Annotated in this window: 20 protein-coding genes; 8 read left to right on the top strand and 12 right to left on the bottom strand. The window is 31.6% G+C overall.

The window, feature by feature from the left end:
* Positions 1-79: 79 nt before the first annotated feature.
* The 4 genes from EM932_RS01750 to EM932_RS01735 all read right to left on the bottom strand — a co-directional run bounded on the left by EM932_RS01750 (position 80) and on the right by EM932_RS01735 (position 6,588).
* The gene (locus EM932_RS01750) at positions 80-2,758 is read right to left on the bottom strand and encodes a PorP/SprF family type IX secretion system membrane protein (protein ID WP_135874835.1); all 2,679 of its coding nucleotides are present in this window, start codon (positions 2,756-2,758) and stop codon (positions 80-82) included.
* 1 nt (position 2,759) lies between these two features.
* On the bottom strand, positions 2,760-4,208 hold the full coding sequence (locus EM932_RS01745; RefSeq protein WP_135874833.1) for a T9SS type B sorting domain-containing protein: 1,449 nt from the start codon (positions 4,206-4,208) through the stop codon (positions 2,760-2,762).
* Positions 4,209-4,390: 182 nt separating this feature from the next.
* A complete protein-coding gene (locus EM932_RS01740) occupies positions 4,391-5,695 on the bottom strand; it encodes a hypothetical protein (protein WP_135874831.1) in 1,305 nt (434 codons plus the stop codon).
* Between the two features lie 443 nt (positions 5,696-6,138).
* The gene (locus tag EM932_RS01735) at positions 6,139-6,588 is read right to left on the bottom strand and encodes a hypothetical protein (RefSeq protein ID WP_135874829.1); all 450 of its coding nucleotides are present in this window, start codon (positions 6,586-6,588) and stop codon (positions 6,139-6,141) included.
* A gap of 919 nt (positions 6,589-7,507) precedes the next feature.
* Here EM932_RS01735 and EM932_RS01730 point away from each other — a divergent pair.
* From EM932_RS01730 to EM932_RS01700, 7 genes are all read left to right on the top strand, one after another.
* On the top strand, positions 7,508-8,188 hold the full coding sequence (locus EM932_RS01730) for a response regulator transcription factor (RefSeq protein WP_135874827.1): 681 nt from the start codon (positions 7,508-7,510) through the stop codon (positions 8,186-8,188).
* 3 nt (positions 8,189-8,191) lie between these two features.
* Positions 8,192-9,445 carry a sensor histidine kinase gene (locus EM932_RS01725; RefSeq protein WP_135874825.1) on the top strand — a complete coding sequence of 418 codons (1,254 nt, stop codon included), beginning with the start codon at positions 8,192-8,194 and terminating at the stop codon, positions 9,443-9,445.
* Entirely contained in the window at positions 9,445-9,651 is a 207-nt protein-coding gene (locus EM932_RS21345) for a GDCCVxC domain-containing (seleno)protein (RefSeq protein ID WP_317129349.1), read from the top strand. Before EM932_RS01725 ends, EM932_RS21345 begins: the two co-directional genes overlap by 1 nt.
* A 97-nt stretch (positions 9,652-9,748) precedes the next feature.
* A complete protein-coding gene (locus EM932_RS01715; protein ID WP_135874823.1) occupies positions 9,749-10,315 on the top strand; it encodes a phosphatase PAP2 family protein in 567 nt (188 codons plus the stop codon).
* A complete protein-coding gene (locus EM932_RS01710) occupies positions 10,315-11,394 on the top strand; it encodes a glycosyltransferase family 9 protein (RefSeq protein ID WP_135874821.1) in 1,080 nt (359 codons plus the stop codon). The genes EM932_RS01715 and EM932_RS01710 overlap by 1 nt, the downstream gene beginning before the upstream one ends.
* 7 nt (positions 11,395-11,401) lie before the next feature.
* Positions 11,402-12,196, top strand: coding sequence for a glycosyltransferase (locus EM932_RS01705; RefSeq protein WP_135874819.1), 795 nt, complete (start codon positions 11,402-11,404; stop codon positions 12,194-12,196).
* A complete protein-coding gene (locus EM932_RS01700) occupies positions 12,166-13,578 on the top strand; it encodes an ArnT family glycosyltransferase (protein ID WP_135874817.1) in 1,413 nt (470 codons plus the stop codon). The genes EM932_RS01705 and EM932_RS01700 overlap by 31 nt, the downstream gene beginning before the upstream one ends.
* A gap of 1 nt (position 13,579) precedes the next feature.
* Here the strand turns inward: EM932_RS01700 and EM932_RS01695 are convergent, their stop codons facing one another.
* On the bottom strand, positions 13,580-16,426 hold the full coding sequence (locus EM932_RS01695) for a TonB-dependent receptor (RefSeq protein WP_135874815.1): 2,847 nt from the start codon (positions 16,424-16,426) through the stop codon (positions 13,580-13,582).
* Positions 16,427-16,544: 118 nt separating this feature from the next.
* On the opposite strand from EM932_RS01695, the gene EM932_RS01690 reads away from it, so the two are divergent.
* Positions 16,545-16,952: a PepSY-like domain-containing protein gene (locus EM932_RS01690; RefSeq protein ID WP_135874813.1), complete on the top strand. Its 408-nt coding sequence runs from the start codon at positions 16,545-16,547 to the stop codon at positions 16,950-16,952.
* Between the two features lie 29 nt (positions 16,953-16,981).
* On the opposite strand, the gene EM932_RS01685 is transcribed toward EM932_RS01690, so the two are convergent.
* From EM932_RS01685 to EM932_RS01655, 7 genes are all read right to left on the bottom strand, one after another.
* Positions 16,982-17,746 carry a phosphatase PAP2 family protein gene (locus EM932_RS01685; RefSeq protein WP_135874811.1) on the bottom strand — a complete coding sequence of 255 codons (765 nt, stop codon included), beginning with the start codon at positions 17,744-17,746 and terminating at the stop codon, positions 16,982-16,984.
* Between the two features lie 300 nt (positions 17,747-18,046).
* Positions 18,047-19,300, bottom strand: coding sequence for a sensor histidine kinase (locus EM932_RS01680; protein ID WP_135874809.1), 1,254 nt, complete (start codon positions 19,298-19,300; stop codon positions 18,047-18,049).
* A gap of 1 nt (position 19,301) precedes the next feature.
* Entirely contained in the window at positions 19,302-19,976 is a 675-nt protein-coding gene (locus EM932_RS01675; protein WP_135874807.1) for a response regulator transcription factor, read from the bottom strand.
* 108 nt (positions 19,977-20,084) lie between these two features.
* Positions 20,085-20,555: a V-type ATP synthase subunit K gene (locus EM932_RS01670; protein ID WP_135874805.1), complete on the bottom strand. Its 471-nt coding sequence runs from the start codon at positions 20,553-20,555 to the stop codon at positions 20,085-20,087.
* A gap of 50 nt (positions 20,556-20,605) precedes the next feature.
* Positions 20,606-22,417, bottom strand: coding sequence for a V-type ATP synthase subunit I (locus EM932_RS01665; RefSeq protein WP_135874803.1), 1,812 nt, complete (start codon positions 22,415-22,417; stop codon positions 20,606-20,608).
* A gap of 8 nt (positions 22,418-22,425) precedes the next feature.
* Positions 22,426-23,037, bottom strand: coding sequence for a V-type ATP synthase subunit D (locus EM932_RS01660; RefSeq protein ID WP_135874801.1), 612 nt, complete (start codon positions 23,035-23,037; stop codon positions 22,426-22,428).
* Between the two features lies 1 nt (position 23,038).
* A complete protein-coding gene (locus EM932_RS01655; protein ID WP_135874799.1) occupies positions 23,039-23,608 on the bottom strand; it encodes a hypothetical protein in 570 nt (189 codons plus the stop codon).
* Position 23,609: the final 1 nt, after the last annotated feature.

The raw sequence follows: 23,609 nt of genomic DNA, 5'->3' as shown, positions 1-23,609 counted from the left end.
GATGCTTCTTTATCCTCATAGGTTTAGGGGCATAGTCAGATAAAGCAAGCTGGGCTAATTTTATTACATATATATTTTTTTAATTTTCTATTTTAACCATAGACATTTCTCCGTTATATGGCTTATCTCCTTTGGACTGTAAAGCTCTTGTTGCTTGTTCTACGCTACTATATTTTTCATAATAAATGAAATATTTACTAGTGTTTTCATCGTAGAAGAAGTTTACGTTTGATTGTCCAGCAGATACTGTTTTCTTCACAAATTCGTCTCTTTTATCAACATCATCATGTACAGCAATTACTAAATAATAACCACTCTCTACATTTTTAACATCTTTTACAATCCGTATATTACCACTCTGTTTTTCACCAAAATCAAAATCTTCTTCTTTAAGAGGTACTGAACTTACAGGAGTATTTTGCTTAATTCTATTTAATGTTGCCATATCCTTAGAATATCTATCATCTGCATTATCGTAAGCCGCTCGTTTAATTCTTCGTTTTCTCTCTATTTCTGTGGCTATTTTAATTTTTTCTAATGTGGCCATTAAATTTTTTCTTGAATTTAAAGCTTGTGTTTGTTCTAATTTCAACCTTTCCAGCATTTTTAATTCTGCAGGATTTATTGAACCTTTATATGATTTTTCTAACTCTGTAATTTTTTCATTTCGGGTGTTTATAACACCATCAAGCTCTGACTTCAAAGACTCTAGTGCTGCATTTTCTGCTGATATACTTTTAAAAGGTTTTGGAGCTGTAACAATTCCTTTTTCGCCTAAATCATTTTCTTCTTTCAAATCTTTAAGGTCTTTATCTCTACTAGCTACCGTTTCATCTAGCCTTGTTAATAAATCATTCATCGATTTAGTAATATCATCAACTGGTGTTGCTGCTGCCGCTTCGGCCTCTCGTTTCAACCTGGCTTCTTCGTCTGCTTTGGCTTTTGCTGCTGCATCTGCTTCTCGTTTCAACCTGGCTTCTTCGTCTGCTTTGGCTTTTGCTGCGGCATCTGCTTCTCGTTTCAACCTGGCTTCTTCGTCAGCTCTGGCCTTGGCCGCTGCCGCGTCCGCTTCTCGTTTCAACCTGGCCTCTTCGTCAGCTCTGGCCTTGGCCGCTGCCGCGTCTGCTTCTCGTTTCAACCTGGCCTCTTCGTCTGCTCTGGCCTTGGCCGCTGCCGCGTCTGCTTCTCGTTTCAACCTGGCCTCTTCGTCTGCTCTGGCCTTGGCCGCTGCCGCGTCTGCTTCTCGTTTCAACCTGGCCTCTTCGTCTGCTTTGGCCTTGGCCGCTGCCGCGTCTGCTTCTCGTTTCAACCTGGCCTCTTCGTCTGCTTTGGCCTTGGCCGCTGCCGCGTCTGCTTCTCGTTTCAACCTGGCCTCTTCGTCTGCTCTGGCCTTGGCCGCTGCCGCGTCTGCTTCTCGTTTCAACCTGGCTTCTTCGTCCGCTCTGGCCTTGGCCGCTGCCGCGTCTGCTTCTCGTTTCAACCTGGCTTCTTCGTCCGCTCTGGCCTTGGCCGCTGCCGCGTCTGCTTCTCGTTTCAACCTGGCTTCTTCGTCTGCTCTGGCCTTGGCCGCTGCCGCGTCTGCTTCTCGTTTCAGCCTAGCCTCTTCGTCCGCCTTGGCTTCAGCTTCAGCTTTAACTCTTTCTGCTGCAGCTGCTCTTTCTTTTGCTCTTTCTTCCGCTGCTGCTACTCTGGCTTCAGCATCAGCTTTAGCTTTGGCTCTTGCCGATGCTCTATCTTGAGCTGATACTTTTGGTTTGGAAGGAACTCTTCGCTTTGCAACATAACGTCTTGATTTTTTATCTGGAATAATAACAGAACCTTCTTCATCATCACCACTATATCTATATCTGTAACGGTTTTTAAATTTATAAGCTAAAGTAATATCATGGGAACTACCAAAATTTACTAGGTCTCCCATGGCTTTTTCATAATTATACTCTATAGAGATCTGAGTGCTTATATTAAAACCTATGCCACCAAATAATCCGTACAAAGTATTATACCCTGCTTGTGCCCAAATACCTTTGGGTACTGTTAGCATGGCTATTCCAGAAATAACTGTATTATCTTTTTTGAATTCTGACTTGATTAGTCCAGAAAATTTACTTTCGTCAAAAAAACCACGGGTATTTGTATAACCAGTATACATAACATGAGCTTGTACACTTTGTTCTGGATCTTCTTCAACTATTTTAGATGCATTAAGATTATACAAAACAGCATTGTTTATTGAGAGTCCAAAATCAAGAAAGTCTGTACCGTAATTTATTCCAGGGTTTATGGTTAATAGTGAGTTTGAAGGGATATTATCTAATGATGAATCCGGGAAATTTGTCACCACTTTACCATCGTTTAAGCCACTTTTGTAAAACCCTAAATTTATACCAAAAGTTAGATTACTATCCCTATTTAAAACAACATTATATGCAAAATTTAAAAGCCCTCCAAAAGTTGTTAATACGCCATAGTTTTGTTGAAATAAACTAACGCCAACTCCTATGTCTTCTCTAAACCTACCAGAATACCCAAATAAATATGTTTGTGGGGCATCATTGAATTGAACCCATTGCCTTTTATTATTAAAACTAATATATTTATTTTGTTCTCTTACAAAACTAAAGGTAGGGTTAATAATATGTCTATTAAATTTTAAAGAATTCCTTACAGGTATAGCAAACGAAACAACTCCATCTTCTTGAGTATGGAATTGTTGCGTAAAACATAAAAATAAAACGATATGTATTAAATATTTCTTCATGCTATTTTACAACCGTAATAGAACCCTTTTTTGTTTTTTGGTCTTCAGTTGTTATAATGTAATAATAAACTGGGTTTACATCTATAAAATTTAATTCGGTTTGAGGCCAATTATTCTGATAATCATTTGTTTGAAATACAATTTCTCCTTGAGAGCTAATTAATATAATTTCTGCATTTGTTCCGCTTATATACTCTTTAGGAATTACCCAAGTATCATTTACACCGTCTCCATTAGGACTTATTAAATTGGGAATATTTTCAACATCGGGAAAGGTTTCTTGTATAACAAAAAGAAACTCTTTTGATGATATACATCCTGCCGTTTGTTTTATAACAGCCTTATAGTCACCTGTCTGCGATGCTTCAAAACTATCACCAGTAGCTCCTGGAATTAATACGTCGTTTAAATACCATTCATATTCTGGATTAGTAGCTGTATCTATTAAAGTAATTGTTAAAGTCCCACTTGCTGGCATTAAATTAACAGCTGGTATTTCCTCAACATCAATACTACTTGTAAATTGATTGGCATCTAAATTGATGGATCCACTTGTTGAACATCCTCCTAAAGAAACATTTACCTCGTATAATCCAGATTGGTCTGTTGTATATGTATCACTTGTAGCATCTGCAATCTCATTACCATCTTTAAACCACTGATAGCTAACACCACCAGAAACAGTACTTAAGGTGGTTGCCCCTAAACTAGAACAATATGGATTACCAAAACTAGAACTTATACTAGTAGAGCCTCCAGATGAGGCTTGACTAACGGTTACTCTATTTGAAAACGAATTTGAAGAACAGGACCCATAATTTGTTTCAACAAAATAGGTTCCAGGTTCACTAACAGCTAAACTAGCCCCAGAATCTACAAAAACGGATGTCGTTGGGCTTGTTTCTTTAAACCAATTAAATGTTAATGAAGGATATTGTAATGGCGAATCGTTGTCTCCTGTTCCCGGATTATCTATAGTTAGCAAATAACTTCCGCCAGCACAGTAAACACCTGTCTCATTTAAGTTATTAATAGTAAAAGGCGTGTCTTGAAATTTATAATATGCAGCAAAAGAATTAGAACCGCTACTTGTTGATGCCGGTGAAGTACTTTTTACTCGTACTTTATACGCTTCTCCTGCAATTGTAGTTGGTACAGGAAAATTAATCGTAGCTGGCGACGTTGTAATTGTTCCAGCAGCAGATGTGAAAAGTATTTCCGGGCTTGAAAAACTCCCATTTTCATCAGAAAGCTCCAATATAAATTGATTAGAGGCATTTATTAATGTAGATTCAAATGAAAACTTTACATTATAAGTGTTAAAGGAAGGACTCGCACAAGCATTTGTAAATTCTGTGCTAGGAGGATTTACAATTTGCGCCTTCATCTGATCCGCAAAAAACAGAAAAATAACAATGATAAGATTAGTTGTAATAGTAAAGTTCTTCATACGATATCATTCTCTTTAGTTAATAAAAAACTTTGGGAAACAATTATCGTTCTAACGATACCATTAGAATAATTGAAAATCACTTTTAATAATTGTTGGTTGGTTTAATAAAAAGAAAACTTATTTTAAATTTATGGAAGGTTCACATTTTTTATTTTTAGATGAGAACCTTCCCTTTAAATTTAATTTTTTCCATTGGCTGCTATTATTTTATTAATACGCAATCTATAATCAGGTCTTTTCTTATTCTTCAAATCAATAAACGTTTCTGAATTTTGAGTTTTTGAATAGACATTATAAAAAGATCTGTTACCATACCAATTTTCCAAGTCTTCATTATTAGAATTATACTCTTTAAATATGTTTCCGTTACAATTGTTGAAAAACATATCAACAAATTTAATTTTTTCTAAATTTTCTTGATTTATAATTATTTTATCATCTAATATTACTGCTGGATTAAATCCAGAAATAACACTCTTATTAATATCAAGTGAAGCATTTTCACCAATAAAAACAGCTTCTTTAATCAACCCTAATCCTATATGGGCATTTAAATCATCACTTAGATTTAACATCGTCATATTTTTAGCAATTACCGTTGTTCCTGCTTTTGTGAAATCAACTTCTTCTTTTTTATCGTATGAAGTAATTTCTAAACATCTTGCTCCATTACTACTGGTTGAATATGGAGATCGAATTGCTAATGAATTATCTAATCTAGATTGTGTTCCTAGATTAAATTTAAAATCGTTACTATTAGATCTATAAGAAACAGCTTTAAGTAAATTAACTTCCCCGCCTATTACCTCAAAAGAATCTCCAGCGCAATAACTTACCATTATATTTTCCAATATAGTTTCATTACCTACACCAGCTAATAATAAGCCGTTAAAATTTGTTCCTCCTCTTTTTCTCTTTCCTGCATATTCAATTCTAACATATTTTAATACCCCAGAATTACTTTTAATATTTTTGCCACCGTAATTTGTATGTCCATAAGAAGATTGGTCAAGATTCGCATACATAGATGCAACAGAACCATTTCCAAATTTATTAGTTGGAGCATCACCTAATAAAATAATGCCTCCCCAATCACCAGCTTTTTTGACACTTCTATTAGAAGTAAACACTATGGGGTCGGTATCTAAACCTTCAGCCATTATAGTTGCTCCTTTGGCAATAGTTAAAGATGCTTTTGATTCCCAATCACCAATGATTACGGTTCCTGGTTCTATGGTAAGCGTCGTACTATCTGTAACAAAAACATTACCCATTAATAGATAAGTATCTTTCTTATATAATTTGGTATCCTTAGTAATGTTTCCTGTAAGAATCTGATTAGGTTCTCCATAGTCAGCACTTTTAGGATAAAAATCCGTCCAATTATCTAACCAATTATCTGTACCAATTATTCCTTTTTCTTGCTGCGCTGATGCACTTCCAACCAGTAAAAGGAACACCATTATTTGTATAATTTTTTTCATAGCTGTTATTATTAACACTTGTTAAGTTCAGTATTCAAATTTACAATTATTTACAATTTAATTCCATAAAAAGCGAATAAATTCGATGAAATGCATAATTATGTAAGTTTTTACTTATTAATTTATTCGATGTAATGCATTTGCCTACTTCTTCTACTTTAATACGAATAGAAAATGTTATATAGCTAAAGTTTTAAACCTTAATAAATAAAAAAAACTTGTGTTTATTAAGGTTTAAAACTTATAGAAAATCTGTAATGTTATAATGATTTTTGTTATCCTATCTTTTGCACAAATTATTTTGTACTATAAAAATAATTTATAGAATAAAAGGAATAAGGTTTAATTATTTTATACCTTATTATATTATATAATGAAAATTTTAACTATTTGTAAATCATCATTCAGTATCAGATGAACACAAATAATGTATAAATAAATTCTTAATTATGAAATTCACTGTATTGATGCAATGATTTCATAGTATCTTCATAAAAGATAATCGCAGCAATCAAATTACTTTTATCTGAATATGGCAACATAGTCCGCTGGAAATTCAGAGTCGTTTCAAGAAAAGCATCTGAAGCTTCAAACTCATCCTCCAAAGTTTCTCTGTTATCTTTTGTATTAGGGATACCTAAAGTAGACATTGTAACACCTGGTTTTGTTGCAAATGCTATGTAAGGTAACGTTTTTACAAGAAGTTTTATTCGCTCAATATAAAGCTCTAATAATTGACCTTTTTGCATACGGTCTAATTCTTCTTTATCGTGGTATTTCTTTATACCAACTTTTTCACTAATAATACTTTTAGGTGTATCCTTTTTTTGGGCAAAGGTAGCACCAGTTATTAAAAATAAACTAAGACTAAAAAATATAATTTTCATTTTCATATTACAAAATTTTCTTGATTATGAATAGCAAAACTATGCAATTAATCTTAAAAAACAACATTTTAACCGATTTTTTTGCATTTTATCCTGAATTTTGTTAAATTTTATAGTATAATAGTGAGTTACAATTAGATAAAAATTAAAATTTTTGTTTCTAAATGCGAAATATTACTCGCTCTTAATCAATGATCTAAGAAAAATAGCAAGTAAAATACGTCAGTATTTACTGTAAATAGATTGTTTTTTCTTCACTATTTTATTTACTTATATAAAAAATGTCATGCTTTCTGAGTAGGTTGTGAATCATTTTGTTATGCCAGTGTTTATATTTTTTGCTGTAACAAATTAATAGTTTTCTAAAAATAGATGCCATATAAATTGAGAGATTAAGATTATTTATTATTAAGTATCTCAATTAATTTAACGTCAGTTTGATTTAATTTTTTAAAAAAATGATTTTCAAGTATTTGTCATTTCTACAAATCGATGTATGAGCCTTTCGACTTTAGTTTATACCGAGCGGAGTCGAAGTGCTCAAGATAAACTTTCGAGAAATCTCGTTAAGGATGGGATTCCTCTTCGTTCTTCTTCCGGAATGACATAGTTTCTTTATTAAAACAATTAAACAACAGATTTGTCAGGTTTTAATATATCGATCTCACGTTAATTTAGTAAAACTGGTTTTGAATTGAGGGGATTTTGTACTTAAAATCAATATACCTTCGACTTCGACTTATCAAGTATCTGGATGAGTACCTATAAATTTGGTAAAAGACTCTAATTACCAACAGATAAGTTAGGGCAAAAATTTAGATTAGAAACTCTGAATTTTTATACTTTTATAAAACTTATCTTTAGAGGTACTTAAGAGTAACTTAAGATTCTTAATATATTTTGCAAAATCACAATTAAAGAATAAATGAAAATATTAATCGCTGAAGATGAAATAACATTACAAGAATCTATCATTAAATTTTTAAATAGAGATGCTCACATATGTGAAACTGCTTCCGATTATTATGAAGCAATCTCCAAAGTTTCTATTTATGAATACGACCTCATTCTTTTAGATATAAATTTAATAACCGGTAATGGATTGGATTTATTAAAGCTAATAAAAAAAGAGGGCAAAAAAATTCCTGTAATTATTATTTCGGCAAATAACTCGCTTGACGACAAAGTAGAAGGATTAGATTTAGGGGCTGATGACTATTTAACGAAACCTTTTCATCTTACAGAACTAAATTCACGTATTAAAGCTGTGATGCGAAGAGGTAAATACGATGGAGATTCCAATATCTCTTTTAACGAAATAAAAATTAAAACAGATGCTATGCAAGCTTACGTTAATGAAAAACCAATACAGTTAACTAAAAAAGAGTATGATTTACTGGTTTATTTTATTACTAATAAAAACAGAGTGCTTTCAAAAGAAGTTATCGCAGAACATCTATGGGGCGATAATATTGATACTGTTGATAGTTTTGATTTCATCTATGTACACATCAATCATTTACGAAAAAAACTAACAGATGTTGCTGCTAACTATATTAGAACAGTTTACAGAATTGGGTACAAATTTATGGATGAAGACATGTAAATTATGAACCATAAAAAGAAAATAAAATTACTAAAAAAAATATCTCGAAGTTTTTTGACTTATGGTTTGCTTGCAATGATTTTGAGTGTTATTGCTTTATACTTTATTACCAAGTATATTATAAAAGACGAAACTGAAGAGTCGTTAAATTCACAAGCATTTAGAATTGAAAAATTAATTGAAAAAGAAGGAGTTCCTATTAATGTACATCCAATAATAAACACCCAAGAAGTTAAATATATAGGGACACAGAGAATAAAAGACACTATTTTATATGATCCTGCAGAGGAAGAATTAGAACCTTATATGGAGCTAATCACATATAAAAAAATAAATGAAAGGGCGTATAAAATTTCCGTTAGAACCAAGGTTGTTGAGTTATATGATATTTTACAAGCTATTATTTTGTCTTATATCGTAATTCTTCTAACAGTATTTCTGGCACAGTATTATTTAAGCAGAAAAAACACCGCATTAGTTTGGAAGCCTTTTTTTAATAACCTTAAAAAAATAAAAACGTTTTCTATACAATCTAACAAAGCTATCAATCTGGAAGAAACAGATATAGAAGAGTTTTCCGAATTAAATACAGAAATAAAAACATTAACGAATAAAGTTATTTCAGACTACCAAAATTTAAAACAATTTACAGAAGATGTCTCTCATGAAATCCAAACTCCCTTAGCTAATATTCAAGCTAAGATTGGTAATTTATTTGATGAGAATCAAATTAATGAAAAACAGTACAACCTTTTAATAGAAATATCTAATAATGCCCGCAGGCTAGCGACACTTAATAAAAAATTAATTCTATTAGCAAAAATTGAAAATCAACAATTTAAAACCTCTAATCAGATTAATTTCACCAATATTCTAAAAAAATCTATAGAATCTTTTGAAGGATTAAATAAGGTTCCTATTCTAACGAGAGAAATGGAGCCCCTTGAAATTAATGGTGATCCATATTTAGCAGGAATAATTGCTGATAATTTATTATCAAATGCTATAAAATACACGTCTTCTGAAGGAGAGATTATTATAAAAACCACTACTAATGAATTTATAGTTTCAAACTCTGGAGAAGCGGCTATTAAAAATCCTGAAAAATTATACGATCGATTTTATAAAGAGAATACAACCAAAAAATCTCTTGGCCTTGGACTGGCTATCGTTAAGAAAATTTGTGATAATTATGGTTATACCATTAGCTACACATTTAGCAATAATATGCATGTTTTTAAATTAACTTTTAACTAATGATGCCTATACTATTAGAAACAACTATTTCTTGTCCTTATTGTAATCATAAAATGAATATAAAAATGTCCGAAACCAGTATTCATTTTATACACGAATGCAATAATTGCAAAAAAATATTGAGACCGCTTGAGGGTAGCTGTTGTATTTTCTGTTCTTATGGTAATACTACATGCCCTAGTTCTCAAAAGATCTTAGAAGGTTAATCATTTCTACCAACATTTAACTATAGATCTTCTTAAACTTCTCTTAAGAGTAATTTAAGATTCTGCATCTACTTTGGCGATTCATTAGAAAAACCAGATGCTGCCAGTCTTAAAACATACGTATGATTCTTTCACAACAATTTGGCTATTAATAACTCTACTTGTTAATTGTTTCTATTCGTTTTCACAAAACAAAACTATAGAAACTACAGGAGATGTTATACTATTTACTGCTCCTGTTGCTACAGTTGCAGCAACTTTGTTATTTGATGATAGCGAAGGAAGTTGTCAATTCACCAAAAGTGTCACCCTTTCAAGTATCATTACTTATGGCCTAAAGTTAACGATTAACAAATCAAGACCAGACGCCAGCAACGAAAACTCATTTCCTTCGGGTCATACATCTGTTACTTTCCAAGCAGCTTCATTTATTCATAAAAGATACGGCTTTAAAAAAAGTATCCCTTTTTATGCTTTAGCTGGATTCACAGCTTTTAGCAGGATACATGCTAAAAAACATGACTTCTGGGATATACTTGTTGGTGCTTTTATTGGTATTGGTAGTTCTTACTTGTTTACAACACCTTATCAAAAGAAAAAACTCAACCTCTCTTTTTTAAATAATAACAATAATTACCTCATAGGTTTCAAATATAAATTTTAATGAATCAGCGTAAAAAGTTTTTAAAAAGAATAAATGTTTACAAGAGGAAATTCATGCATGCTATCACCAAAAACATTTCTAACACTAAGGTTTCAAAAAAAGGTGACAGCATAAATGTAAATGAAATAAAAAACATACTAATTTGTAGACCAAACCATAGGTTAGGCAATCAACTACTTACTTCTCCTTTGGTAAAGGAAGTTATTTCAACATTTCCAAATTGTAAAGTTGATTTAATTGTAAATGGTGATTTATCTCCTATTATTTTTAAAAATTACAATAATGTAGATAAGATTATCCAACTACCAAAAAGACCTTTTAAATACCCATTACAATATATAAAAAGGTGTATGTCTTTAAGAAAAAAAAATTACGATATAGCTATTAATGGGGTAAGCGATTCATCCTCAGGGAGGTTATTCACTCTATTATCATCCTCAAGGCATAAAATAATAGGTAATCCTGATGAAAATAAGCGCCTTATACATAAAACTGAAAATCATATTGCAAAAGAACAGATCTATTTGTTAAGGGAATACCTAACCCTTTTTGGTAATAAAAGTAAAGAAGTTATTCCTTCATTAGATATAAAGCTTGATCCTGCAGAAATAAATCATGGAAAAAAAATTGTAGACAAATTGGCTACTAACAAAAAAAATAAAAGCATTAGCATATTTACTTATGCTACTGATGAAAAGTGCTACAGTGAATCTTGGTGGCTTCCTTTTTATGAAAAATTAAAAGCCGAATTTAATGAATATAATATTCTTGAAATTTTACCTGTAGAAAATGTCTCCCAGATTCAATTTAAGGCACCTTCATTTTACAGTAAGGATATCCGAGAAATAGCTGCTGTAATTGCTAACACAGAAATTTTTATTGGTGCAGATAGCGGTATTATGCATTTAGCATCTGCATCACAAACCACAACCATTGGTTTGTTCTCTGTTTCTGATATAAAAAGATACTATCCTTATAGTAATAATAGTACTGCTGTCAATACAAACATTGAATCAACAGAAGATATTATTAAAAAAATAAAAAATAGTTTAAATCCAGTAAAAAAACTAGCCGTTTAACTATTTTATGAATCATTATAATCATACAAATTTTTCTTTGTTACTAGTTATTCCTTGTTATAATGAATTTGGAAGGCTACAAACGGAGGTATTCCATTCTTTCTTACAGGAGAATAATAATGTAGCTATTGTTTTTTCTAATGATGGCTCTCGCGATAATACACTTAAAGTACTTCAAAAAATAAAAGCGGGAGCTACTAACCATGTTTTTATTAATAACTTAAAAACAAATAGAGGGAAGGCAGCAGCAGTTCGTTCGGGGTTTCTATTTGCAGAAAAGCACTTAAGGTTTAGTAAAATTGCTTATTTGGATGCGGATTTATCGACAACTTTAGATGAATGCTTAAAATTAAGTAAACTTATAGACACCAAGGTTTTATTTGTTTTTGGGTCAAGAATATCTAAAATAGATAATATTATTAATAGAAAGTTGTTTAGGTTTTTTATTGGACGGCTTATTGCTACCTTAATTTCTATGCAATTAGAACTTTCTATTTATGACTCACAGTGTGGTTGTAAGGTATTTAGAGCAGATTTAGCCAGGCAATTGTTTAAAGAAAGATTTCTTTCAAAATGGTTATTTGATGTTGAGCTATTTCATCGTTTAATTCAGCTAATAGGCAAAAATAGTATTAAACACACTGTAAAAGAAATCCCTTTAGAGTCATGGATAGACACTAGCAATTCTAAAGTCAAGATATCTTATTTCTTTACACTTTGGTACGACCTTATATTAATCTCAAAAAAGTATAAAACACAAACAAAAACCTCATGGAAGGCAGTTCTTCAAAGCATGCTTTAAACAAGCCTATATTTTATTTGTTAAGCATATTGGTTTTATTAATAATAAGGGTTTTTATAAATACTGCTCTTCCTCTAATGGATAAAACCGAGGCTCGATATGCCGAGATTGCCCGAATAATGTCCGAGACTAATCATTGGGTAACGTTACAAATCGATTATAACATTCCTTTTTGGGCTAAACCGCCTCTATCAACCTGGCTATCTGCTTTTAGTATAAATCTTTTTGGGGTAACAGAATTTGCGGTCAGGTTACCTTCTTTAATATTTGCCATTTTAATATTTTTTGTGATTGGTAAATATTCTAGGCAGCAAGGGCTACCTTTCTTTTTACCTGCCTTTATTCTATTAACTATTCCTGAGTTTTTATTACACACTGGTGTTGTCTCTACAGACATGTCACTTTGTTTTTGCATTGTGCTAACTATGCTTTCTTTTTGGGAAAGTAGTAACACTGAAAAAAGAACTGCTTGGAATTATTTATTCTTTATAGGAATAGGATTAGGACTACTGGCAAAAGGTCCTATCATCATAATTTTAACTTTGCCTCCACTGTTTCTCTGGCTGTTGTTTTTTAAAGATCATATAAAAGTAATAACTAAAATGCCTTGGTTAATAGGAATACTTATTATAGGCATAATAAGTGTTCCCTGGTATTATCTTGCAGAAAAAGCTACTCCTGGTTTTTGGGACTATTTCATAGTGGGAGAGCACTTTAAACGTTTTTTAGATTCTAGCTGGAGCGGTGATAAATACGGTTTTCCAAAATCTCAACCTATAGGTATGATTTGGGTATTCCTTATTTTATTTACACTTCCGTGGATTACCTTAGTTATTAAAAAAGTATGGAATGTGCGACTTAATCTAAAAACAAACAAATGGTTATTGTTCCTCATTTTATGGCTCTTATGGACACCCTTTTTCTTTACCCTTTCCAAAAGTTTAATCCATCCATACATTATGCCTGTTATGATCCCGTTAGCATTGTTGATTGTTTTCTGGTGGAGATCCATAAAATGGCAAAAAACTTATTTAATAACCAGTTTAATGATACCAGTAATTGCAGTTATTTTATTTTCTATCTCTCTTCAGAATAAAAGTCTAGAGTTTTATAGTAAAACCGACAAATATTTGTTGAAAAATAAAACCATTGAAGGTATTCCAATTTATCATTTGCATAAGAAAAGTTATTCTAGCGGATTTTATTCAAATGGTAAAATTAAATTAATGACTTCAAATCAATTCAATGAAGCATTGCAAATAAGAACTCCTTTTTTAATACTTATTTCGCACCGTGACACACTTACATTAAAAAATGAGCAAAAAACTAAGTTAAAAAAAATACAGTCTAATAAATACAAAAGTATCTATTCTCATCAATAAATTATTTTTGTTTTTTAAAGAGGTCATATTTTAACCCAAAAGCAAACCTTCTATCATAATACTCAGCTTGTGCTGTTCTTGCGGATGTCCCCTGATATAATCGAAGCGGTTGATTTGTTATATTATTTACTGCAACATAAATGCTTAAATGTTTTTTTAATACATAATTTATGTTAAAATCTAAAAATAGTTGTTTGTCATAATAAATATCTTCAAAGCTATTGCCTCCTATATTTTCAATATATCTGTCAGAAAAGTTTAAAGCTAATCGGGTACTTAAATTCTTATCATCATAACCTAAAGCTGTATTTAAAGTATGTCTGGCAGTATTAGGAAGGTTTAAATCATCTCGCTCCTCCCCTTTGGAATTTCTTATTCCATTTGCATTAGAATCTATGTAAGTATAATTAATATTGACATTAAAGTTTTTGGCAAATCCAGGCAAAAAAGAAAGTCCTTTTTGAAAAGCAATTTCTGTACCAAAAAGAGATGCGCTATCACCATTAAGTGGCTTAAATGTTGTAAACCCACTGGTTCCTGCACCAAATCTATCATCTGTGGTTTCACTTTTAAAAGTATAGATAAAACCCTTAATATTTTTGTAAAAAAGACCTGCAGAAATAATTCCAAAAGATTTAAAATAATGTTCTACCGAAATATCAAAATTCATAGAGGTCGTTGCATCTAAAGCTGGGTTACCAAGTATAATTTCTTCATCTGCCAACACAATCTCTAATGTTGGAACTAAATCGACATAATTAGGCCTTGCCAAAGTATTAGTCCAAGCAAATTTTATAATTGATTGTTTATAAAAATTATATTTTAAATGAATTCCAGGCAATATGTTTGTGTACGATTTCTCATTAGTAATCCTATTAAAGTTATCTGGATTCTCAATATTATTTGCTTTCGCTTTAATATTTGTATGTTCCAACCTAACTCCAGCAACCACATGTAGTTTATCTTTTATTTTTTCATTAAGCATCATATAACTGGCAAAGACATTTTCTTTAATCGAATAATGTTGTCTTAAAAACTCTTCTCCTATGGTTTCACCATTAATCAAATTCAAACCACTCAACCACTTCTTATCTGTAAAAAAGCCAGATTTATATTTTTCACCAACTAAAAAATCGGGATCTGAATAATTCGTTACAGGAACATCGCCTAAGGTTGGGTATTCGTCTTCAAAATTAAAAAACGTAAAATCATTATTTCTTGCTTTATACTTAAATCTATTTTTAAGACCAAATTTTATGGTACCATTATTAAACCCCAATATATTTGATGGTATTTCAGTATTGATCAAGAAATTAAAGTCCTCTTCTTCATTAAATAGTACTTCTTCTACTATTTCTTCAAATTCAAAATTTGATAAATTATTTGCATCATCTAAGTCCAGTGGTCTTAAAAAAGGAAATCGAGTATTTGAAATATCGTTAAATACATTGTATTCAGATTTATATTCAGCTAATCGTTCGTTAACTTTTTCTGAAGCATCAGCAAATGAAGCTAACCAATCTGTTTTTACATTTTTAAATAAATGAGTCCCTCCTATACTAAAGTTTTGCAGTCTTTTAACTTCTAAACGCCCATTTTTGCTACTACTACTATTTGCTCCTCCAATGGTTTGCCTGCTAATTTCAACTGGAAAATCTATAAGATTGGTTCCGTTTAAAGTAAAATTTTCCTGTGCTATATCAATTGGATTCAATATTTCGCTCTCAAAGACAAACCTATTTTCTCTGTCATCTCTCCAATTTAAAAAAGACTTTAAAAATATGGTGTGGTTATTATTAAACATATACTCAAAGTTTGCAGCAAGACTACGGCGAACTCTTTGTAAAAAAAATGTTTGTTCTAATAGTGTATTTGTATATGGGGAAACATCTACTTCTTCTATAATTGCTTCGCCCTGCATATTTGTACTTCCGGTATTATACTCAAAAATATTGCTCCATTCAGCTTCAATACTATGCGATCCATAATCATTATCATTCACAGTAGCCGAAATCATCCAACCAAATTTTTTATTTTTAGATCGGTTACCTATTAAGAAATTAGTATTCCAAATACGTTTGTTAGAAATTAAATTAATTCCTGAGCCTAATGTCGTAGAAAGCCTAAATCCTTGTGGTGCCGTTCTGGTAATTAAATTTACAGATCCGCCCAATGCATCAGCTTCCATATCGGGCGTAAGAGCTTTAGTCACTTCTATAGACTCAATCATATCTGTAGGAATAACATCTAATTGAACACTTCTATTATCACCATTTGTAGAAGGAGCTCTACTACCATTTATAGTAACAGAATTTAGCTCGGGTGCGAGTCCTCTTATTATTATGTCCTGTGCTTCTCCCTCTTTTACCTGCATGCTAATTCCCGAAATTCTTTTTAAAGCATCTCCTATATTCGCATCAGGAAATTTACCTGTTTGGTCTATTGATACAACATTTGTGATATTCGCTTTATTCTTTTGTGAATTAATGTCTCTTAAACGATTATCATTTAAATAAACATTTAAAACTACATCTTCCAACAAAACACTATTTGTAGTTAATGTGAAAATTTCAATATTTCTATGATTCTCTTCAAGCTTTATTTCTTTTTCTAGTGTTTTATATCCTGAATAATAGATTTTTAGTATATAGTTTCCCTCATGTAAATCTAAAAGAAAAAAGTTTCCTTGAATGTCTGTTGAAGTTTGCCTATTAATACTTTCTATAACCACTATAGCTCCAGAAATGTTAATTCCGTTATCATCAATAACCCGACCTTGTATCATACTTCCTTGCGCCATGGAAGCCGAACGTATTAACAATACTATAATAATTAAAATGTTTTTCATTAATATTTATAAGTTTCTAAATATAAACTTATGCCTAAATTTAATGAAACTTTTATGGTTTTAGATTTACTTAAAAGTAATTTTAGAATTAGTGATTAGGTTTGATAAAATTTAATGTGTGAAAAATTATATACTTTTTATTATTCTTAGTTTGCTATTTTGTTGTCAAAAACAAAAAGATATACCAGAACTAGTAAAAAAAGCTTTTGCAACAAAGTTTTCTGAAGCAAAAAATCTAAAATGGGCATATGAAAATGGTATATGGGAAGTTGACTTTAATAAAAATTACCAAAAATATTCATCAACCTTTGATGAACAAGGAAGTTGGATAGAAACTGAACATGAAATTGACAGGAACAATCTACCTCTAATTATTCTGAAAAATTTGCAAACTTGCTATGATAAATATGATGTTAATGAAGTGGAGTTTATCGAGCCAAATGAACGAGAATTTTACGAAATTGAGTTAGAACAGAAATTGAAGGTCTCTATGACAAAGAAGGTCATGTTGTTAAAGAATATATAAATGGGGCTGAAGATTAGTTTAACCCAAATTTAAAAACGAATATTAAAATATAAGCCATAGTTTTCTTTACCAAAATCGTCTCTTCCTATTTTTGGTACAAAGGTAATATTTTCCTTCTTTTTAAAAGGATTCCACTTAATAGGCTCAAAATGATATATAAGTTCTGTGACCAAAATTGCAATTCCAGCTCCTACTAACACATCAGAAAGATAATGTGCATTATTAAGCATTCTAAAAGAACCTGTTGTTATAGCAAAGGCATAGCCACTATATGCCAAGATTTTATTAGAGTCTTTAAATTCCTGATATAGTACTGAAGCATTTGCAAAAGCAAAAGATGTATGCCCAGAAGGAAAAGATTCGTATGAAGGATGTGTTATAGTACTGCCTGGTCTTTCCTTTTTTATTCCTCTTTTTAATTTATAAGTTATAAAATCTGTTATTAAGATAGACATGGTTAAATTTTTTGTTTGATCAAACCAGTGATTCTTAGCTTTTATATTAAGAATATCTGCTGCGTACAATTCAATAATAGGTGCGTAACGCGTGTAGTCTTCTATTGATGAGTGAAAATTATTACCTGCAAATTTTCTAATATCCTTTTGTAGGTTTTTTTCAAAAAAACTCTTACTTAATGCCGCTCCACTTATTATAATGCTTACAGGTAAAATACTTTTTTGCAATAAGCTTTTCTCTTTTTTTAAGTGTTTTTTATCTAATAAAATTATTTGACTATTTAAAGCAGGAAAAGTAAATACACTTATAACTAAAGTAATTATTCTTATATAACTCATAACATTCGATTTTAAAACGAATGTATAAGTGCATTCTAAGATTATTCTTTAGCAATATTGAAGCTAATCTTAAATGCTTCTAAAGCAATTCTTAACCAATAGCATCCTATGGTAATTGAGGTATTCGGTTACTTTTATTTTGTTAACCTATTTTTGATATAGAAAGTAATTATTTAGTTAAAACTGCTATTTTGGTAAGAAAGGCACAAATACAGAACCAATAATTTCAATATTAAAACAAGTTTCACTTATAACCTTTAATTCAAATCAAAGTTAAATTAAACATCACAAAGCAGAACCTTATTTGTTAAAACCCAAAGAAAGTTTATGCTTTTCGTCATGATAGCCATAGTCAAGTTGAAATCCATAAAGTTCACATATTTTTTTATTGATAGCTAAACCTAACCCTAATGATTCTTTTGTTTTATCTCCTCTTTGGAAGCGATTAAATAACTGTGCAGTTTCTACTTTAGAAACCTTACCTGTGTTTACAATTTCGAATTTCTTTTCATTCAACAAGATTTTAATAGAGCCTCTTTCATGGTTATGTTGTATAGCATTTTTAATTAAGTTAGTTAAGAGGATGTTTATCAAAATGAGATCACATTTCATCGTAACGGGATTTAATTTAACATCCATTTTGAGATCTTTGAATGCAATCATTTCTTCCATATTACTAACAATATTTTCTACAACAGCTCGAACATCAACATTATCCAATCTCGTAAATTCTTGATTTTCTATTCTAGAAATCAAGGTCAAAGACTTCCCAATTTTTGATAGCTTATTGGCTTCTTGATAAACGGTCTGTACCCATTGAAGTTCTTTTTTATTAAGATTTTGACTTTCTAGAAGAAGCACCATTTTGTTGCGTATAATGGCAAGAGGGGTTTGGATTTCATGAGAAATATTCTCGTTGAATTCTTTAAGGTTCTGAAAATCTTTCCTCACTTGATCCATTAAAACTGTAACAATTTGATTAAGCTCTTGAAATTCAGCAATACTGGAATTTTCAAGTTGCACTGGGCTTTTTTTAGTAACGTCGTAATTAGTAAGTTTTGATAAGTTTTCAAAAAAAGGTTTCCAAGCCCATTTATATATGCCTTGATTGATAAGAAACAGTCCCACTACAAGTAATAAAATAATCAATGTAGTTGTAACAAAAAGCCATATAATCAATTTATTCATCTCTAAAAGAGCATGCTTTAACGATATCTTTACTTTTTTCGAATTTATTTTAGCCCCAAAATCATAAGTACGATGCGGTACTAGTTTATCTTTATAGGCTTGATAAATCAGCGTGTCTCTCGATTTATTATTTAAAACAGGAAAGTCCTTATCAATGGGAGTTATGGACAATAAATAGCTAGAAGATGGGAGTTCTCCATTTTCATTTAAACTAAAAGTAATACGTTCACTTTCGTGTATCAATATCTCATCTACCTCCTTGTTTACAACATACTTGATGAGGTAATAATCTACCGCAACCATGAGTGGAAAAAGAAATATGAAAAATATTAAGTAGTACTTATTGGTTCTGTTTACTAAATTCATTTTAGTCACTGAATTTATATCCTACACTGTAAATAGACTTAATATAGTCTTTCCCTCCAAACTTGGTTATTTTTTTTCTCAAATTAGCCAAATGTGTATAAATAAAATTAAAAGAATCAGCCATTTCGATATGGTCACCCCAAAGATGTTCGGCGATAGCTTCTTTTGTTAATAATCTGTTTCTGTTCGCTACAAAAAAATGAATGATGTCAAACTCTTTTTTGGTGAGGCTCATCAAACGATCGTTTACAAAAATTTCATGATTTTCTGGTCTTATTTTAATTTCATTAAAGATTATTTCTTTGCTACCTTTATAAGCTTTCCTTCTGTAAAGTGCCTTAATTCTAGCGTTAAGTTCTGCAAGATAAAACGGTTTAGTCAAATAATCATCAGCTCCTATTTCTAATCCGTTCACTTTATCTCCAACGGCATTTTTAGCGGAAATGATAATTATGCCTACATCAATATTCTCTTTCTTAACTTCCTTAATTATATCAAGTCCCGTTCCGTCGGGTAACATAATATCAACAACTAAAATATCATAAGGAAAGATAACAGCCTTCATTAAAGCCGATTGGTAGTCTGAAGCAATCTCGCAGATGTTACCTTGATCTTCTAAAAAGTTCTTGATATCTTTAAGTAGTTCTACGTTATCTTCTATAACCAGTATTTTCATAATACTATTTAGTTTTACAAAGTTTTACAGAAAACAGCTATTAAACTATGACTTTTATCAAGTCACTTCCTTAATTCTATGTAGGATCAAAAAACATGGCATCATTTTTTATTGAACTATTGGTAACCCAGTCATTGTAAATATCATCACAAAAAGGGCAACGGTTTCTACCACGCCAATAATCATGATATATTTGGCTGTATCGTTAGCACCAGAAGCAATGGCATCACAAGCTCTTGCCCCAGCTTTCCCTTGAAAAATGGCTGAACCTGCCATAGCAGCACCAGCAAAAAGACCAATGATTATTTGCCATACATAGGAATCTGGACTAAGATTAGCATCAGCAATGGCATTTTTAAGTATCATACCATATATAACTTGAGATAGGGGTGCTCCAACAAAAATAAGTAGTGCGGTTGCTGCTTTCTGTCCGCTAGTTATCATTTTTTTCCAGGCACCAATGGCGGCCATTCCTGCAATTCCTGTTCCTATTGCAGAACCAATAGCGGCAATACTCAAAGACATTCCCATATCTCCCAAACCTTGTACTGTTGTTTCAATAAATGCTAAAAATCCCATAGTTATATTGTTTTTGAAATGTTCTTGTTTTTATTATTATATTCTTTTTACTATTCTTTAAAATTGTTTTCAGAAACCATTAATTTGAATGGCTTATAGGCTTCGCCTGAAAATTGTACACCTAAATGCCCTGCAAATTCAAGCATATTTAATCGTATACCGTGAACCATTACTGCCATTAGAGCCAATGCTATATTTAAAGTATGTCCTAAAAGTAAAGCTATAGCTGCCATCACCAAATCTAAAATCCCCATACCTACAACACCATCTGGCAATGCCATATTGTTAAAACTAGAAGCTACAGCAGCAGTTGCCATTCCTACAGCAAACAATCGTACATACGAAACAATATCTGAAAACCCACTGATTAAACTCAAGGGTAAATTGGCAACAGATGCGCCCATACTCTTTAAGAAATTTGTACTTTCATTAGAAAATAAAATAACAAAGGCAGCACCAACTATAAATAACCAGTTGTACCAATTTGGTGCAGGATTTCCTAAAACGAGCTGTTCTGTAATAAAAAATAAACCCCAAATGAGGCATATCCACCCAACTTCACTTAATGCTTTGATTGAGTTTATAAATTGAACCACTCGAATACCATGTGCTACGGTAAGGTGAATTGCACCTATAAGAAACGATAAGTGCATCATAAATGAAATATTGTCTACGCCAAAGCTTGCAATATTTGGAATGACCAAGTTCTTAAGGAGTGGTAGTTGTGCAATTTGTTCAGCACCAAAATACGTACCACTCAATATACCCCAAACTATAGTAGAACTGCTAAGCACATAAATAAGTGTGCGTAGCTTTGATGCCATTTTTTTTCTGAATAAAATGGTTAGCATTAAAAAAATAAGACCATAACCAGCATCTCCAACCAACATAGCAAAAAACAATGCAAAGGCAATGAGAAAGTATATAGATACATCTATTTCCTTATATCCTGGAACAATATCTATAAACTTCATCATGGGCTTGATGATGTTAATCCACCTTGGATTTTTGATATATACAGGCACTTCATCAACATTATTTGGCTCAGAAATTGAATAACCCCAATGTTGTGCTTTAGCGGTGGCTGAAAAGCCACCTACAGCATCTTTAGGCAAATAACCTTTTAGATATTTTACCTTACCTTCAATATCTCCCATACCTTCAAGCGCTGTTTCAGAATTCAAACGATCTTCCAATACCTTAAGATAACTTTCTAAAACCGATTGGTGCTCTTTTTGATTATTTAAAAACACATTAACCTGAGCTAGCTGTCGCTCTTTTCGTTTTCTAATTTCTTCCAATACTATATAAGATAATTCAGGAATTACTTCTTCCTTAAAGTCTAGCTTATCAGAAACGCTCTGTGAAAATAAAGCAACTGGTACTTTCCCTTCTTTTTCAGGAAATGTTATTATGGTATTATCTTTTGAAAGGGTCTTGACCAACGATTTATCTATACAATATAATGGTACATAAATTCCTTTCCGTTCTATATGTTTAAGGTCATTTTTATTGAAATTTTCTCCCCAAGTCTTATAAAATTCTAATTGTCCATCTAATTCTTCTAGTGCTTTTTGAATATTTTGACTAATGATTTTAGATTTCAACAATCTCCCAACAATGCGTTTAGGGTCTTTACCATTAGTATACAAACCATTAATTGAAGGTGTATCTTTAGTTATATTATGGCTTTCTAAAATTGAAATCGCTCTTTTAGTGTCTTCAATGTCACTTAAACAACGTTCCAGAACTTCACCCGACGGTTTACTGATTTCCTTAATATCTATAACACCAAGTTCACCAAGCTTCTGTATGGCAGCATCCACAGTAAGAGCACTGGTAAAAAGCAGTATTTCTTTCATCCGCACAATCATACTACTTCACTTTTTACTTGTTTTTTCTTTTTTACCAATTTGGCACAGCCTATTGCCAAGCGTTCTACATCTCCCAAATAAATCTCAATCTTTCGGATATTATTCTTGGTTTCTGGGATAAAGACTTCTTTCAGTGCATTTTTCATTCGTCGTGCCTCTGCCAATTCTTCTTTAACACTTTCCAAATTTTTTAATTCCAATTGTAGCATCAACTGATTGGTCTTTTGGTCTTTGATGGCTTCGATAGCAGCATCAACCCAAAGTGGTGTGGTGAGATAATCAATGTCTTGTTCTTCAAAACTGAGATCTACAAACTGTTCAATGATAACACCAGCGATTTCTTTTGTTTTAGTTTTGAGTTCATTTACTAATACAAAATGAGATAAATTGATAGTGTCCTCTGCCATAACTGCAGCCCAAGTTTTGGTATCTTTATTAGTTTTGGCTATAGCACCTTCTAATCGGTCTACGGCAGTCTCTATAACTTGAATCACTTCCTTTAATTGCTGTTCTTTCATTTCAAAAACAGGTAAGGCTGTATGGTAACCTTTAAGTTCATTCTTTAAGGTCGTCAATGTGTTTTTATTCATTAGAATCTTATCCGCCATATCATTCTACATTTAAGGTTTGTTGAAAAATTTCAAAACCTATTTCGGTATCAAAACACCACCAACGTAATAATAACTCTAATTTAAACTTATAAAGAATTAGAGAGGAAAAATCAGAATAATGACCAATAGATAATGCTTCTAACTTTTGCCACTGTAGTTCCAGTAACTGCTGTTCAGCTTCCAAAGGGTTTTCATACAAGACCTCTATAATTTCGTAGTTTATCTTGCTTATAGTTTTATCGGATTTTTTAGCTATTCTGTATGTTCGTAGTTCTTGTTTCAGTTGAAACATAAAATTTGAAAATTCAGCTATTACTGCATTTTTAGAATTCTGAAACTTTGCTAAATGAATGGTTTTTAACTGAATTTGTTGAAAGTGTTCAAACTCACGAGAGGACAAGAATTTCTTTGTTTCTGTATTTAGAATTGAAATTAAATCACTTGAAGCTTCAGTAACTAAAGCATATTTATGGAATATTGAGGATACCTCATGCTGCAATGCCTCCGAATCATTAAAAGATAGATTCGGAAGACTACTTATTACATATTCTAGGTTTCCTGCAAGCATT

This window comes from Flavivirga rizhaonensis, from assembly GCF_004791695.1.
GTDB classification, from domain to species: domain Bacteria; phylum Bacteroidota; class Bacteroidia; order Flavobacteriales; family Flavobacteriaceae; genus Flavivirga; species Flavivirga rizhaonensis.
This window is presented reverse-complemented; position numbering and strand designations above follow the sequence as displayed.

What these genes read in the sequence shown, in the direction of transcription:
- EM932_RS01750 (WP_135874835.1), bottom strand. Translation starts at nt 2,758, where the DNA reads ATGAAGAAATATTTAATACATATCGTTTTATTTTTATGTTTTACGCAA.
- EM932_RS01745 (WP_135874833.1), bottom strand. Translation starts at nt 4,208, where the DNA reads ATGAAGAACTTTACTATTACAACTAATCTTATCATTGTTATTTTTCTG.
- EM932_RS01740 (WP_135874831.1), bottom strand. Translation starts at nt 5,695, where the DNA reads ATGAAAAAAATTATACAAATAATGGTGTTCCTTTTACTGGTTGGAAGT.
- EM932_RS01735 (WP_135874829.1), bottom strand. Translation starts at nt 6,588, where the DNA reads ATGAAAATGAAAATTATATTTTTTAGTCTTAGTTTATTTTTAATAACT.
- EM932_RS01730 (WP_135874827.1), top strand. Translation starts at nt 7,508, where the DNA reads ATGAAAATATTAATCGCTGAAGATGAAATAACATTACAAGAATCTATC.
- EM932_RS01725 (WP_135874825.1), top strand. Translation starts at nt 8,192, where the DNA reads ATGAACCATAAAAAGAAAATAAAATTACTAAAAAAAATATCTCGAAGT.
- EM932_RS21345 (WP_317129349.1), top strand. Translation starts at nt 9,445, where the DNA reads ATGATGCCTATACTATTAGAAACAACTATTTCTTGTCCTTATTGTAAT.
- EM932_RS01715 (WP_135874823.1), top strand. Translation starts at nt 9,749, where the DNA reads ATGCTGCCAGTCTTAAAACATACGTATGATTCTTTCACAACAATTTGG.
- EM932_RS01710 (WP_135874821.1), top strand. Translation starts at nt 10,315, where the DNA reads ATGAATCAGCGTAAAAAGTTTTTAAAAAGAATAAATGTTTACAAGAGG.
- EM932_RS01705 (WP_135874819.1), top strand. Translation starts at nt 11,402, where the DNA reads ATGAATCATTATAATCATACAAATTTTTCTTTGTTACTAGTTATTCCT.
- EM932_RS01700 (WP_135874817.1), top strand. Translation starts at nt 12,166, where the DNA reads ATGGAAGGCAGTTCTTCAAAGCATGCTTTAAACAAGCCTATATTTTAT.
- EM932_RS01695 (WP_135874815.1), bottom strand. Translation starts at nt 16,426, where the DNA reads ATGAAAAACATTTTAATTATTATAGTATTGTTAATACGTTCGGCTTCC.
- EM932_RS01685 (WP_135874811.1), bottom strand. Translation starts at nt 17,746, where the DNA reads ATGAGTTATATAAGAATAATTACTTTAGTTATAAGTGTATTTACTTTT.
- EM932_RS01680 (WP_135874809.1), bottom strand. Translation starts at nt 19,300, where the DNA reads ATGAATTTAGTAAACAGAACCAATAAGTACTACTTAATATTTTTCATA.
- EM932_RS01675 (WP_135874807.1), bottom strand. Translation starts at nt 19,976, where the DNA reads ATGAAAATACTGGTTATAGAAGATAACGTAGAACTACTTAAAGATATC.
- EM932_RS01670 (WP_135874805.1), bottom strand. Translation starts at nt 20,555, where the DNA reads ATGGGATTTTTAGCATTTATTGAAACAACAGTACAAGGTTTGGGAGAT.
- EM932_RS01665 (WP_135874803.1), bottom strand. Translation starts at nt 22,417, where the DNA reads ATGAAAGAAATACTGCTTTTTACCAGTGCTCTTACTGTGGATGCTGCC.
- EM932_RS01660 (WP_135874801.1), bottom strand. Translation starts at nt 23,037, where the DNA reads ATGGCGGATAAGATTCTAATGAATAAAAACACATTGACGACCTTAAAG.
- EM932_RS01655 (WP_135874799.1), bottom strand. Translation starts at nt 23,608, where the DNA reads ATGCTTGCAGGAAACCTAGAATATGTAATAAGTAGTCTTCCGAATCTA.